General features: G+C 43.0%; 12 protein-coding genes. 7 read left to right on the top strand and 5 right to left on the bottom strand.

All coding sequences use genetic code 11. The features are described 5' to 3' along the window. Positions 1-25: 25 nt before the first annotated feature. Entirely contained in the window at positions 26-1000 is a 975-nt protein-coding gene (locus AK824_RS08775; RefSeq protein ID WP_057760795.1) for a hypothetical protein, read from the bottom strand. 443 nt (positions 1001-1443) lie between these two features. Here AK824_RS08775 and AK824_RS08770 point away from each other — a divergent pair, with 443 nt between their 5' ends. From AK824_RS08770 to AK824_RS08760, 3 genes are all read left to right on the top strand, one after another. Then, a complete protein-coding gene (locus tag AK824_RS08770; RefSeq protein ID WP_057760794.1) occupies positions 1444-2679 on the top strand; it encodes a lipoprotein-releasing ABC transporter permease subunit in 1236 nt (411 codons plus the stop codon). Between the two features lie 57 nt (positions 2680-2736). Then, positions 2737-3417 (top strand): lipoprotein-releasing ABC transporter ATP-binding protein LolD, encoded by a 681-nt coding sequence (gene lolD, locus AK824_RS08765; RefSeq protein WP_057760792.1) that lies wholly within the window; start codon positions 2737-2739, stop codon positions 3415-3417. A 178-nt stretch (positions 3418-3595) separates the two neighbouring features. After that, entirely contained in the window at positions 3596-3901 is a 306-nt protein-coding gene (locus AK824_RS08760; RefSeq protein WP_057760791.1) for a hypothetical protein, read from the top strand. Positions 3902-3964: 63 nt separating this feature from the next. On the opposite strand, the gene AK824_RS08755 is transcribed toward AK824_RS08760, so the two are convergent. After that, on the bottom strand, positions 3965-4540 hold the full coding sequence (locus AK824_RS08755) for a DUF2062 domain-containing protein (RefSeq protein WP_227511146.1): 576 nt from the start codon (positions 4538-4540) through the stop codon (positions 3965-3967). A gap of 245 nt (positions 4541-4785) precedes the next feature. On the opposite strand from AK824_RS08755, the gene AK824_RS08750 reads away from it, so the two are divergent. From AK824_RS08750 to AK824_RS08735, 4 genes are all read left to right on the top strand, one after another. Beyond that, positions 4786-7296, top strand: coding sequence for a ComEC/Rec2 family competence protein (locus tag AK824_RS08750; protein WP_227511145.1), 2511 nt, complete (start codon positions 4786-4788; stop codon positions 7294-7296). A 685-nt stretch (positions 7297-7981) separates the two neighbouring features. Next, positions 7982-9034: a signal peptide peptidase SppA gene (gene sppA / locus AK824_RS08745; protein ID WP_057760787.1), complete on the top strand. Its 1053-nt coding sequence runs from the start codon at positions 7982-7984 to the stop codon at positions 9032-9034. A 280-nt stretch (positions 9035-9314) separates the two neighbouring features. Next, positions 9315-10205 carry an alpha/beta fold hydrolase gene (locus AK824_RS08740; protein ID WP_057760785.1) on the top strand — a complete coding sequence of 297 codons (891 nt, stop codon included), beginning with the start codon at positions 9315-9317 and terminating at the stop codon, positions 10203-10205. A 68-nt stretch (positions 10206-10273) separates the two neighbouring features. After that, on the top strand, positions 10274-11062 hold the full coding sequence (locus AK824_RS08735) for a CPBP family intramembrane glutamic endopeptidase (protein ID WP_057760783.1): 789 nt from the start codon (positions 10274-10276) through the stop codon (positions 11060-11062). A gap of 81 nt (positions 11063-11143) precedes the next feature. Here AK824_RS08735 and dusA read toward each other — a convergent pair whose 3' ends face one another. The 3 genes from dusA to AK824_RS08720 all read right to left on the bottom strand — a co-directional run bounded on the left by dusA (position 11144) and on the right by AK824_RS08720 (position 15422). Beyond that, positions 11144-12127, bottom strand: a complete 984-nt coding sequence (dusA, locus tag AK824_RS08730) for a tRNA dihydrouridine(20/20a) synthase DusA (RefSeq protein WP_057760782.1) — start codon at positions 12125-12127, stop codon at positions 11144-11146. A 131-nt stretch (positions 12128-12258) separates the two neighbouring features. Further along, complete coding sequence (locus tag AK824_RS08725) at positions 12259-13563, bottom strand: MFS transporter (protein ID WP_057760780.1); 1305 nt, start codon at positions 13561-13563, stop codon at positions 12259-12261. 224 nt (positions 13564-13787) lie between these two features. After that, entirely contained in the window at positions 13788-15422 is a 1635-nt protein-coding gene (locus AK824_RS08720) for a phospholipase D family protein (RefSeq protein ID WP_057760778.1), read from the bottom strand. Positions 15423-15467 lie beyond the last annotated feature (45 nt).

The raw sequence follows: 15467 nt of genomic DNA, 5'->3' as shown, positions 1-15467 counted from the left end.
AGCTAGAGAAGATTTCTCAAACAGGCTAGCTAGCTTTTGATTGCTGCGTCATATTTGATTGGTTTTCTTTGTATATCGCTGCTTGTAGCCATACGTTCGCTTGAACGTAGTCATGTACTTTAATACTATTAGTTTCAGCAGTATTAAGCGCACCGATACGCACTACAAAAGGATCTGCATCTTGCTCACGTAGCGTTACCACATCAAACAATATGATAGATTTACCGTTAAACACGGTTTCTTGCTTGCCAAGCACTTGCCCCTGACACCAAGCTTCATCTTCTTGTCCTAGCGTATCGCCAAACAAGTAAGCGCACATATGGCCTAAATTAATCTCAACAGGTGCCATTTGCTCTTTGGTTTCAGGTTTCCATTCACTGATTTGCTCTTGCAGATCATCAGGGATTTTTCCGTCATTTGCTGCCACGATGTCATTAAAGGCACGGTGATAACGGATAGACTCTTGATCTTCTACCATGATGACTTCGTTTTGCTCGCTTAGCTTAATTTCATGCGCCCAAGCACTAAAGTTGACATAATAAGAGGTGTCGCGCTGATATAGATGACGGTTGGTCGTATAGAGCTGATCAAACGCATAAATAATGCTGCCATCAGCAGTACGTAAGCGCAACACGGCATCGTGCGAGTTGTCATTGGCGATGACACGCTCAATTTTGCAGTTCAATCCGTAAGGACTATCGACACAAGGATAGGCATTGATAAAGCATTCTGGCTTACCATCTTTCATCGCGAGCACTTGATTAATATGGCATGGCTGATCTTCTGATAAAAGCAGGCAGCTGTCTTTTGCACTGACGTTGTTGTTCAGGCCTTTAGGCATCGCTGCGACTTCGATCATTTTTTGTAGCCATTCAGGCACATCATGACTCATATCATCGGTCAGAATACGCCAGTGATCGGCGTGACCTGCAGACTGCTCATCGGTCAACGTGATCTTGGTAGGAGATTGAATGTTTTTGTATTGATAATTTATGGTCATGAAAATACTCAAAATTAAGTCAGCGTGAGGTTTGTATCTAATACTGTGTTTGCTTGTGTACCATCCAACATTTTAAATGATTGGTTTATGATGGTCAGCAGCCTAGCCAGTAAAAGATCAGAAACCTCAATGAGGGGTTAATGACAATTGTCTTTAGCATATAATATATAGGTATTGGTACAGCTAATAGCAAGCCCCCTATAAAAAATAATAACAAAACCCAGTTTTTTGGTAAAAAATACTCTCAGTTGTTGCTAATGACTGGCACATATCAGCTAGTTTGTGTCAAACTAGCTCCCTTTTGACAGCTGTTATTGGCTCGTCTGACCCCCTGTTTTTGTGTTTGATTTATATGTGAGTAGTAGCAACTGTATGATGCATTTACTACTGCTCGTTATGCAACCTATATAAAGTCGCACGTAGATAAGATAAAGAGTTTGAATATGTTTCGTCCTTTAGCGTTATTTATCGGCTTACGATATACCCGAGCAGAACGTAGTAATGGCTTTATCTCCTTTATATCACTCATCTCGATGATTGGTCTGACGCTTGGGGTTGCCGTATTGATTACGGTGCTATCAGTGATGAACGGCTTTGACCGTGAACTGAAAACCCGTATTTTGGGAATGGTGCCGCAGGCTACTGTGGTCTCATCAGAAATTATTGGTGACTGGGAACAGCTAGCTGATCAGATCAAAGAAGACCCAGAAGTGGCAGCTGTGGCACCATTCATTCAACTGCAAGGGATGCTGACATCAAATGGTCAGGTCGCAGGGATCATGGTGACAGGCGTCGAGCCTGAATACGAAAAAAACGTCTCCATTATCAATGAGCACATGATTGAAGGTAGTATTGACACCCTGAAAAGTGGTGACTTCAGTATCGTGTTGGGCGAAGAGATGGTGCAGTCCTTGGGTCTACAAATAGGGGATAAAGTGACGCTGGTATTACCAGAAGCGTCACCATCACCAGCAGGCGTAATACCGCGATTTAAACGTTTCACTCTGACAGGAATTTTTACGATCAGCCCAGAAGTCGACAGTCTCATGGCGTTTATTCCGATGGGGGATGCGGCAAAATTACTGCGTTTGCCAGAAGGTGCGCAAGGCGTACGTATGAAGCTTAATGATATCTTTACTGCGCCGATAGCTTCAGAAAAAGCGGCTGCTATAGCACCTGAGAGGCTATATCCAAATGATTGGACACAGACGCATGGCAATCTATTTGGGGCAATTCAAATGGAAAAAGCGATGGTCGGTCTATTACTATTTTTGATTATCTTGGTTGCCGCTTTTAATATTGTTTCAAGCCTAGTCATGTTGGTTACCGATAAAAAAGCGGATATCGCAATTCTGAAAACCTTTGGTGCGTCTCCTCGTTTGATTACTCAAGTCTTTATGGTACAAGGTGTGGTCATCGGTGTGATCGGTACTATCGCTGGTACGATATTGGGCGTGATATTTGCGCTTACGGTCAGCGATATTTTAGGCTTTATTAACCAAGCGTTTGGTCTGAACCTATTTGATGCGTATTTCGTCAATTATTTGCCATCGCAGTTGCGTTTGTTAGACGTGCTATTAATTACAGGTGCGTCGTTTGTGCTGAGCTTTTTGGCAACGATTTATCCAGCACGCCGAGCGGCTAAGATTCAGCCTGCTCAAACGCTACGCTATGAGTAATCGCAAACGCCTAAATATCGAAATAAATACCGAAATAAATAAAATAAAGGAAGCGCTATGTCTGCCATTTTAGAGGCGACCAATATCAATAAGATATATGATGAAGGCGCAGTCAGTACGCAAGTATTGACTGGTCTTGATCTGACTGTTCATGCGGGTGAGCGCATCGCTATCGTTGGAACCAGTGGTTCAGGTAAAAGTACACTGCTACATTTGCTTGGTGGTCTAGATACGCCAACCAGTGGTGAGGTTTGGTTGCATGGTCAGCTATTAAATAGTATGAATGAAACTGAGCGCGGAGCTATGCGTAACAAGCATTTGGGCTTTATTTACCAGTTTCACCACCTGCTAGCAGAGTTTACAGCAATCGAAAACGTAGCCATGCCGTTGCTCATGCGTCCAGAAGTATCAACGACTGATGCTCGTAAGCAAGCGGTTGAGATTCTAGAAAATGTCGGTCTTGAGCATCGTCTGATGCATAGACCAGGTGAGCTATCAGGTGGCGAGCGTCAACGTGTAGCGATTGCACGCGCGCTAGTGACTAAACCATCGCTTATTTTGGCGGACGAGCCAACAGGTAACTTGGATTATGACAATGCACAAAGCGTCTTTGGCCTGTTGTCAGAGCTACAAAGCACCATGCAAACGGCGCTACTTATGGTGACGCATGACCGCAATTTGGCGGCACTTGCTGACCGTCAGTTGCTGCTACGCAATGGACATTGGGAACAGTATTAATAATTTTTTATATTATGTTGAAAAACTGACCGAAACGCCATCTACTGGCGTTTGTCATGGATGTGATGGCTGTCATATTGAAGAGTTATCGTTGTATTATTAAGAAAACATATCATAAAAACTAGCGATTAAGCGGTTGTGAGCCAGCCGCCTTATCTATTTTATAAGGATGCGTAAAATGCGTGAAGATGATAATCCAATTGCGGCTTTTGGCAGTGCGGAAGAGGGTGATGAGCCGTTAAAGCCTTACATCGATCCAACTTTGTTTGAAACGCTTGATAGACAGGCGCAAACGGAGCTACTGACCCCTGTATTTGACGCCATCACTTTGGCCGGGGTTGATTACGACCTAAAAGTTCAAGACAGCGCGACAGGTAAGCGTTATACGCTCTGCAAAAATGATGAAGTCATTGAGATCGTACCCATGGATAGCAATTTCACTGACAAAGTCTTAAATGCTATAGAGAACAGTAAAGAAGAATAAGCTTTGCTAGCTTAGTTTAGCTAGGGCGTAAGCGTTATAGCCATATAACAAAGATAAATTGCCTTATAACTTGTCAGATTCGTCAGAAGATTTTTGCTGACGTTTCTGCCAGCTCGCCACAGTTTTGTAACGCCAAATGGCTTTAAATGCCAAACCACAAATAAGACTGGTGACTACGGCTAAAATCGTTAGCCCGATACAAAATGCAGCAAGCGATACTGTACCGCGATAAGTAATGAACGGATTGGCACCGTTTGATAATGCCCATAAGCTAAAATCAGCAATCATTCTACCGATGAATCGTAAGCTAATCACAGGTGCATCAATGATTTTCGCACCGATATAATATCCAGCATAAAAGATGGGTAAGCTAGTGACTGGGTTAGTAATCCATGTCAAACCAAGCGCCATAGGGACATTAGCACGAAAAATAAGCGAGCCAATAAGTGCCAGTAACATCTGTCCTGGCAGCGGAAAAAATGCACTTAGTACACCGATATAGACGGCCTTATTTAGGCTGTGTCGATTGAAATGCCATAACCTTGGATCAGCCAAGTGCGGTGCAAACAGCTTTAAAGTGCGACTTTCTAAGATTTTCTCTGGTGTAGGAAGTAGGTCTTTTAGACGTTTTTGGGGCACAGGATCGCCTTTAATCATTAACTACAGTCTACTCAATGGTATTGAGAAGCTGATATAAAGTAATATATGGTGAGTAGGATAAAGGTTAGAACACACAGAATGGTGGTGTCAGATAGTTACCACCTAATACGTTGCCTCAGTATAGGGTAATATAAATATAAATGCTATTGCATCGCGTGCCATTTGCTATAGTAAGTAACCATATTTGGCCGAATAATATTTAAGTCATCAAGCAAGGAGTGCTGGTGTACTGGTTGATTGGTAGCCTCATAATTATAGTTATGATGGGTGTATTGGCAGTCGCAGATAATGTGATATTGCCAACCGACTTATCCTTGCTAGAGACAGTTGGTACATCTAATCTGTCGTTGGCGCTGATTGTATTTGCCACGTTTCTGTTGGCATCTGCTCAATTCAATGTACCTTCGATAGACAGTCACAGCGCTGATAAAAAGACCTCTAACAACGCAACTCTTCATACTAAACTTCCTTTCCGTACTATTAGATATTTAGTCTTAGCTTTGCTAACGGCTGCGTTAGTGATAGGCAGTGCATTGCAAGCTTTGGTTACTCATCAACAAGCAGAAACCACTGAAATAACTGCACCGATACGAGTACAAGCACTTGTGCGTATCGAAGGGTTGAGCGACAGTGTTTATGATGCCACTACAGACAGCGGTTATAGACAAGTAGCAGTGATAACGAATATCGCTCCGTTAGTCGCTGAGCTAACGCCCCAAGAGTTAGCAACTAAAACATCCAACTACTTAGGTGCAAATAAAAATAGCCTAAGCACTAATCACGATGTTAATCCCAATGAAGTTAGTCTCAAAGTTAGCGAACACCGAATCTTACTTAACGCCTATCCAAGAAAGAATGCAAATGATAGTCAATTTGCAGCCTTGAACGATTTGCAGCCCGGTGATGAGATATTCATGAGCCTAGCACTGGCGCCGTTAGCTACTTCTGAGCAAGCAGTCAATAACCCTACTGGCTTTGACAGTTATCGCTGGTTGCGAGGTCGGCATATTGATGGCGTTGCAAATATTTTGGCCGTTAGCCCTACATTGGTAAATAGTAGCGAAATTAGCAATGAAATCAGCGATAGAAAACGTCTCAAGGAGCCGCTAGATTCTGATTCATATCTTCAGCGCTTTCGTACCCGTATCGATCAGGGGCGTTGGCAATTACGACAGCATTTCTATCAAGACTGGTCAGCGCAAACGACAGCAGAGCAACAAGCAAAAGCCGTGACATTAAGTCTGCTTACGGGTGATCGTAGCTTGATTAATCGTGATACTAAGAACTTATATCAACTGGCGGGTATCTCACATCTGCTCGCTATTTCAGGCACGCACGTACTGTTTTTAGCTATTGTGCTGGCAGGTATAGTCGTACTGCTGTTTGATCGTAATTATTCAGCGATTTATCGTCGTATTCCGCGTTGGCAAGTGCGCTGGTGGGTAATGATTGGTGCCGCTTTTATTTATGCGTTATTTACTGGTTTTGACGTGCCTGCTGCTCGTACGGCTTGGATGCTATTAGCGATTGGGTTCGTCAGATTGATATTGCTTCCTATCAGTACGATGCGCGTGCTATTGGCGCTAGCTGTGTTGATGGCTTGGCGTGACCCTTACGTATTATGGCAGGCAGGATATTGGCTGTCTTTTATTGCAGTGGCGTTATTGCTTAAGTATGACGATAAGTCGTATCAGAATCAGACTACTGCTGTAACGAATTTATACGATGATAAGCCACGTACTCATATCAATAACGCGCTATCTAACCGTGTTTGGCAAACGATCAAGCGTGTGTTTAAATTACAGTTTTGGCTGTTTCTTACTTTATTACCCGTTACGTTGCTTTTATTTGGTAAGGCGTCGTTATGGGGACTTTTTATCAATTTATTTGCTATCGGGCTATTTGGTTGGGTGATTGTACCGCTCAATCTATTAGCAGGGCTGTGTTATCTTTTGGTGCCAAGTATCGCTGATATTCTTTGGGTAATTATTAGTACGATAGTTGGTCATCTACACGATTTGATGAGTTGGCTGACGTCATTGCCAGCGCTATCGGATGCGTGGCTCTATACACCAGTTAATATCGCGATACTATCGATGGCTTTGCTAAGTGCATTGCCTTGGTTATTGCCTAGAGGTCTGCTCAGTCGTTGGTTGATACTGCCACCATTGACGCTATTAATGATGACGGTGTATGCCAATCAGCAGTCGCTGACCATAGTGCCGACACTGTATGTCCTACCGACGGGTGATTCATATATAACGGCAGCATTGCTGACATATCCTACCGTAAACAAAGAAAGTAGTAACTGGTTATTCTTAGCTGATCACAGACCCGCTTCTACACGAACCACGCCAAATAGCCTGACAGCAGATACACTGTCTGCTTCTTTAGAGCAGCAACTGGGTAGTATATCTGTCGATAAGTTAGAAAGTATTGTCGTACAGAGTAGCAGTGACGGCCTGACTGATACGTTAATTCCTGATGATAAGAATACTGCTACTACCAAAAATTCTGAATTACTGCCGATGACCGTTGCTCAATTAAATGACCGGTTAGCCATTAGCCAATATTGGCAAGCAGGGCGCTCTGATCGTTGGTCTGCATTTCAGCAAGCTTACAAAACAGTTAAGCAGTCTGTAGATACCCCTACTATCAGCACTCAGCGTTGTGAGCAAGGAAAAATATGGCAGTCGGCCAATGATGAGTTGTCAGTACAAGCCATCACTGGTTAGACCAAAGTAGGTGATACCAGCGTTTGGGATTGTACGATTGCTCTTGATACTAATCTGCCTATACGAGTTCTGAGATACAATGCAGCAGATCCACTCAATTCGTTACCTGCCAATTCACCTGTTAGCCCTCAAGTACAAGTAGCATCTAACCAGTTAACTGGCAAACAGTCAGAGTCCCAGTCACGTCTGATTCTAGATACTGCTACTCATCAACGCGTTTGGCAACTGTGGTCATTACTATGTTCAGTTGAATCGAATAATGAGAATATGCTATTCGAAAATACACGTTGGCTTGGTCATAGTGCTTCGCAAATTACAGCTGATGTCATAAGTCATCAGGGCGTCGATGAAGTTATAACCTATGATAATAAGCCGTTAGACGCGGCATTATCGCTAAACAACTAAATCGCTAAATAACATTGATAACTTTTCCAATGCCGAAACTACTAACCCTCAAAAATAAGGCTTATATTATCAGCGTTACAATATAGTGATATTTCACAGTTATACTATTGAACCATTATCGAAATACCACCATACTTAGCAGCCTATTAATACAGGTCACTGACTATTAACATAGGTCGCAGATATGGTGAGACAGTATCAGGTATACATCACCGCTTTAGCTGTATTTCTCGACAACCTCATTTTATTGTTTTAGATTGTTTCTAACTTAGGAAGTTATATGCCCAACTGGCCACCAGACCCTAACAAACGTCCTGATAACTCGGCAAATCAGCCAACGCAACCGCAGCAACCAAGCCCGCCAAGTGGACAAGAATGGAAGGTGCTGGAAAACACGTTATTAGCGAGTGTGGTTGAGCAGCGCCGCGCTCGTCGTTGGAGTATCTTTTTTAAACTACTAACCTTTGGTTATATCTTATTGATATTCTTGACCCTTGGTCGTGGTTGCAGCAGTGCGCCAACAGGTATGGACGCAGTCGATACTAGCGATCCACATTTAGCAGTGGTTGAGCTGCAAGGTGTTATCAGTAATGATGATGTGGCCAATGCGTATGATGTCAATGAAGCATTGAGAGACGCTTTTGCAAACAGTAACTCAAAAGCAGTGGCCTTAGATATCAACTCACCTGGCGGTTCACCAGTACAGTCTGATGAGATTTGGCAGACCATGATGGACTTACGCCAAGAGTACCCAGACAAAAAGCTTTATGCGGTGATTGGTGATATCGGTGCGTCAGGTGCTTATTATATTGCGTCTGCCGCAGATGAGATTTACGTCAATCCTTCAAGTCTGGTCGGCTCTATCGGTGTCATTATGCCAAGCTACAACGTTAAAGGCTTAATGGACAAAGTTGGCGTAGAAGATCGTACGATTACGGCTGGTGAGTATAAAGATATCTTAAGCTTATCTCGTCCGTTGACTGATTATGAAGAAAATCATGTCGAAAAAGTACTAGCAAACACGCACAAGCATTTCATCAACGCTGTCAAAGAAGGTCGTGGTGAACGTCTGAAGAATCCTGAGCAAAACAAACTATTCTCGGGGTTATTCTGGACAGGTGAGCAGTCTATTGAGCTAGGTTTGGCAGACAAAACAGGTAGTATCACAAGTCTAAGTAAGCAACTAGACCTCGATACGATCATCAGCTATAGCCCAACTGATCCGTTCCAAATGTTTATGGACCGTTTTGCAGTGAAGTTAGGTGCAGGTATTGGCTCTAGCGTTAGTCTTGATGTATTGCCACAAGAAAGCAACACTGGGCAGATGCGTTAAGCGTTTTATGTTTTAGATATAATGTGTATGATTGTTAAGGCTGAGCATATAATTGTGCTCAGCCTTAATTATATGTAATACCAAATAAAAACCTTAGCCCAAGTGATAGCCTGATTAAATTAGCTATACAACTATAACCATCAAACACAGTCGTCAAATTTGTCATATAAACATGGTTAGTTTTGAAGGGATTAGTTTTGATGCTGTTGGTTTTGAAAATAGTACAAGGTTCAATCATTAAAAATAATATATAACATAAACGATCCCACGAGAGTCTGTCATGAGTGATGAAATAAATTTGCAGTCCTTTGCTAAACTGCCTGTCTCTAAAATAACCAATAAACCTGTGCTGCATTTTGCTCATGCTAATGGAATGCCAAGCGCGGTATATGAGCCATTTTTTGAAGGTTTATCAGAATTTTTTACGATTGAATATATTGCGATGTTGGGCGATACGCCTAATTATCCAGTGGATGATCATTGGCGCAGTCTAACGCAGCAAATTATTGATAGCGTAAACAGTGCCTGTAAAAAGCATGACGTTGCACAGGTAGTAGGAGTGGGGCATTCGCTTGGGGCTATGTGTACGTTGCAGGCCACGTATCGTCAGCCTGAACTGTTTGCACAAGCGGTGCTTATGGATCCGCCTTGGATTTATGGCAAAGTCAGCTTGTTATGGCATTTGGCAAAGACAGCAGACAAATTACCGCTTATGAATAATCGTCTGATGGACAAACTGTCACCAGCTGGCGTGTCCAAACATCGCCGTGATGTGTGGGATAGCCGGGATGAAGCATATGAGAAAATGCGACATAAAGGGTTTTTTAAGAATTTTGATGAGCGTAGCTTTCAAGGATATATCGATCACGGCTTGCATGAGCGTGCGGATGGCAAAGTGACATTGGCTATCCCTAAAGCCAGCGAAGTCGCTGTGTTCCGTACCAATCCATCTTGGTATTGGCTGGCACCAAACCGTGGCCCTAAAGTGCCTGTGACTTTAATCATTGGTCAAGACAGCATCTTTTTGAAACGTCGCTTTCCGCAGCAGATAAAATCGCGCTTGGGCATTCCTTATGAGACTCATGAAGGGGGCCATATGTTCCCACTTGAGCATCCAGAGTCTGTCTCAACGCAGGTGTTAGGATTGATTAAGCAGCAACTGTCAAAATAAATGCAACATACCATCAGTCATGCTTGTAATGGATATGAGCTGCCAAAGTATTTTTAAGTGACATTTCTATGCCAAAAAACCTAACTGCGCCATCTAGTACAACTGTCTCACCTAAGTCTCTGCCGCTATTTTCGCGCGTGGGTACATTCGTGCTAACAGTAGGAATGGTGCTTGCGTTTTTTGTCAGTCAGTTGGTAGGTGTTTATGTCGCTGGCAAGTTGGTATTACCTGCCGATGAAAGGACATCGATAGGGCGTATATTCTATTTTGGTAGTAATGATGGAACGGTCGTGAGCCTGTCTATACTTATCGGCTGTGCATTACTAGTGGCAATTAGCGTACTTATCATTCGTTTGAAAGGTGACAGTCTGTGTCAATATCTAGCGCTAAAGCCGTTCTCACTGTCGGTGGGTATAGGCATGCTTGGGCTACTGCTGATATTTATGATTGCCAGTCAGGCACTAACGTATGTACTCGATATGGCACCACTAGTGTTTGTTGACCCTCTTTATCAGTCAGTCAGTTCGGTTTGGCTATTGGTCTTTGCTATGGTGGTCGTCGCACCAATTTATGAAGAGGTTATCTTTCGCGGTATATTGTGGTCAGCCATCGCAGAACAGTTCACAGCACCATCATATTCAGCGAATCATGGGGCGATTGTCGCCAGCATTGTGACAAGTTTGATATTCGCTGTAATCCATGTGCAGTATGGTGTCTATGAGATTAGTACCATCGTAGTGTTGGCATTGATATTTTGCTATGCACGGATTAAGTCGGGCTCGCTACTACTGCCAATCGTACTACACATTGTCAATAATGGTGCAGCGATGTGGCAGTATATTGCGCAAGTGGCATAGATGAAATGATGACCACAACGATGGCTGGCATGTAAATTCTATCGAGCCAGTTAGATATCAAAATTTGGCGACGTGTTAGGATTATGCATCAGGATTTAACGATATCACTTCATCGGCAGCTCGCTTGATATCATCAATCGTCAGCTGAGGTTTGCCGCTCAATGCTTGACGCCATTTACGCGCGCCCATCAGACCTTGGAAGAGTCCTAAATAATGCCGTGTCATTGTTGGCAACGCTTCGCCTTTTGCGAGTTGTTCTTCGAGATATGGATAAAGCTGCGCTAAAATCTCTGAGCGCTTAGGTATTGTCTCGGACGTTGCCTCGTTCCATAAGCTATTGGCCTCTGCTAATAGATACGGGTTATGATAAAACGCCCGACCAATCATCACGCCATCGATATGCTGTAGATGCGTTCTAATGTCCTCAATTGTATCGATACCGCCATTGATTTCGATATCTAGCTCAGGGAAGTCCTGCTTTAGACGGTACACATCATCGTAACGCAGCGGTGGTATTTCGCGGTTTTGCTTAGGGCTGAGCCCCTGCAACCATGCTGTACGCGCATGTACGATAAAGCGGGTACAACCTGCCGCTGCCACTGTCTGCACAAAGTCCACCATAAACTCATAACTATCAAAGTCATCGATGCCAATACGATGTTTGACCGTTACAGGTATATCGACTGCAGCTTGCATATGCTTGACCAAATCAGCGACGGTCTGAGGTTCTGCCATCAGACAGGCACCTATCTTATTGTGCTGTACACGATCTGAGGGACAACCGACGTTGATATTGACTTCATCATAGCCATATTGCTGAGCAAACTCTGCGCATTGTGTCATCTCATTGATGTCTGCACCGCCGAGCTGCAATACAAGAGGATGCTCAAGCGTATCGAAGCGTAAGTGGCGTGCTCGATTGCCATGTATCAATGCGCCAGTACTGATCATCTCGGTATATAGATAGGTATGCGGATTAAACAGTCGCGCAAAATAACGATAATCTGTCGTAGTCCAGTCAATCATTGGCGCAACTGAGAGACGTTTGTTGGTCATATCAACCATGGTGATTAAGCCTTAATATTTGTGTCTTAAATAAATGGAGAAGGTGCAATGGATGAGACAACCCACTGCACCTTATTTTCAAGATTTTCTAGAGCTTCAATCATTATGCGAAGCGGCAATTGACTATTTACCTATACAATAACGTGGTCAATCTTTTTCAACTCGGGCAAATTATAAAAATAAAGCCCCATGATAATACCGATAAAGCCAATAAAGGCAATGTACAGTGCTGGTGAAAAGCTTACTAGAGTTGTGGCGTATCCAAGACCAAAAGGTATCAGTACACCCACGATACCCTGTGTGACATTGTTGCAAAAAGCAACGCCAGTCAGACGTACATTGGTCGGAAACAGCTCTACAAGGATAGCAGGGACCATACCAATCACGCCAGCACAGAAGCCTAAAATCGCATACATGATTAATATATAATCACCGCCCGCCTGCAAGTGGTAAAAGAACGCTAGCATTTGGGCAATCAGTAAAATTGAACCGATTACCAACACTTTACCGAAATTCTCGTGGTTAGAAATCATCCCATAGAATATACAGCCAAAAATTATAAATATGATGCCCAGGCTATGGGAGAACCCGAATAAATCACTGTCCAACGAAAAGTTTATCTCTATCAAGTCAGGTAATAGCAAAACGATAACAGTAGAAATACTAGAGATTACTAACGTCAGCACCATACCGATAAAAATAGAATGCTTGCAATGTTTAAAAAGTAACGTCAGTGGTTTACCTGCATTTTTACCTGTCTTCGGCTTTACGAGTGCCAAGAAGAAAGGCGTTTCTCCAACCATTCGCCACACCAATAACGGTAAAGCACTTAGTACAGCGGCAACTAAAAATGGCAAGCGCCATCCATATTCAGTTAACTCGGCTGTAGTCATAAAGCTAGAGAGCCACATAAAAAATGCATTTGAAAATAACACACCCACAAAGAAGCTGGCAGTCACGTAGCTACAGGCTACTGATAAATACTGTCTGGGCACATGCTCTGCCACAAATACCCAAGATAAGGGAACATAGAGTCCGTATGCCATACCCTGTATAATTCTTAATAGAATGAATAAAGCAGGAGCAAAGATGCCCCATTGTGCATAAGTGGGCAAGCATGCCATCGCAAGCAAACTACCTGTAGTAACAAGTAGGCTAATTAATAGAATAGGCTTTCGACCTATGATGTCACCATAACGGCCAAAAAGAATACCACCAAACGGACGAGCTAAATAACCAATGACAAAAAGTCCCATTCCTTGCAGTTTAGCAACTCTAGGATCAGCATTAGCAGGAAAAAACGCAGCTGTGACAATGTCTGAGATATATAAATAAATCAAAAAATCAAAAAATATCACAGCGCTAATGAAACTAATGAACATCACTATGTTTTTGTCTTTAGTAGACATTAAGGCGTATTGAGAACGAGACGGCATAATAGATCACATATCCACAGAGTAAAGTGGTCATTAAGACGATCATCGTTTAGATAATCGGCCATGATAAAAACCGGCAAATCAAAGTATATAAACAATGATTTGCCGAAACAGTAATTTTGTGTGTGTTGTAATAAGAACTTTGATTACAGGATATGGCTTTTACCAGAAGCGAAACTGCACATCCTGTACTTTTAAGGACTGTTTAGAAAAGAATTTACATATTACAGCAGCCAATCGATGGGTAGCCAAGACATGATAGTAAGCCAAATATGATCACCCATATCGACCCGTGGCTCTGACTCGTAAACGACCTCTTTGCCATCTTCCATCGTGTGCCACTCTAAACTGCCATTATCTAACAGCTTGACCTCATAAGCCTGATTTAACAAATCATCACTAAGCGCACCGTGCAGCTGTCTTGCTAGCTCGTCATCATTGATAATGACACCCATCTCAGTGTTGATATTGGCAGAGCGTGGGTCAACGTTGTATGAACCAATAAAGACTTGATAATCATCTACTGCAAACGTTTTTGCGTGCAAACTGGTTGAAGATTGACTACGGGCCCGCCACAGTTTGTTGTCACGTTTTTCTTCAGCAGCGGTCGATTTTAGCTCATATATTTTGACGCCTGAACGAAGCAGGCGAGGTCGCCACTGGCTATAACCAGAATGCACTGCAGTCACATCGGTCGCATCAAATGAGTTGGTTAATATCTTAATATCGACACCAGCTTCAGCCAACTTAACCAATGTATCAACGCCATCTTTGGTCGGTACAAAATAAGAGGAAATAATCGTCAATTTCTTGGTTGGGCTACCAAGCAAGTTACGCAACTGATGAACCAAGTTGGTATCGGCAGGAACCGTTTTGCTTAGTTTGCCAACATTATCACTTAAGAATTGCATGTCGGTCCAACGGAAAGGCACACGCTTATTAATCAAGTCACTATCAATCGTAGAGTCTTTGATCGCAGCCTTATAAACCGTCAAGCTGCTGCCTTCGTTGTTTTCTTCATCCAGACCGAGCTTATCTAAGGCCTTTAAAAAATCAGGCGTAACGTCATTATCAAATTTCGCTAGGGTCTCGATATCAAATGATAAAGGCGATGACCAATAGTCATAAAAACTGTTATCAATATCTGCGACGACTTTACCGATAAGTAAGACATCCAAATCTGCAAATTGGCTACTTTGATCATTACTAAGGTATTCGTTGCCGATATTACGCCCACCGATGATGGTAATCTGCTTATCAAAGGTCATGCTCTTATTGTGCATGCGGCGATTGATACGCGGCAGACCAGTCACATAGTTCAACGTCGGAAACTTACGATGCATTAAAGGATTGATAATACGCACCGCGATATTAGGATGACTGGCAAAACGTAATAAATGCTGGTCAAACTTGGCACTATTATTAAAATCATCTAACAATAAGCGCACAATCACACCGCGCTCAGCTGCCTCCCATAAATCTTTTAACAGAAGCTGACCAGCCTGATCGTTATGCCAAATATAATACTGCGCATCAATATTGCGCGTGGCCATATCTGTCAGGATGCTACGTGCCGCAAAAGCATTCGCTCCAGTCACGATTGGATGGTAACCAGACAAATCAGGATGGATGTCGTTCTGCGCACTAATCGCAGAGACCAAACCAGTGCTGCTAGCCTTGTTCGTCTCACCTTGCGTCGTTTGCTCGTCTGAATATAGCGCTTCTACGCGTGCTGATAGTGCTTGGCTTTCTGGTAAATGTGGCTGCTTGGGCAAACTCTGGCAAGCACTAAGACCTAAAGTCAGTCCTAGGGTTAGACTCAACGATAAGCTGCTTGGTTCTATACTGAACATCGACATAACGAATTTACCTTAATGAGCCTAAATGTACTGATAAATAATGAT

This window comes from Psychrobacter sp. P11G3 (genome assembly GCF_001435845.1).
Lineage (GTDB): Bacteria > Pseudomonadota > Gammaproteobacteria > Pseudomonadales > Moraxellaceae > Psychrobacter.
This window is presented reverse-complemented; position numbering and strand designations above follow the sequence as displayed.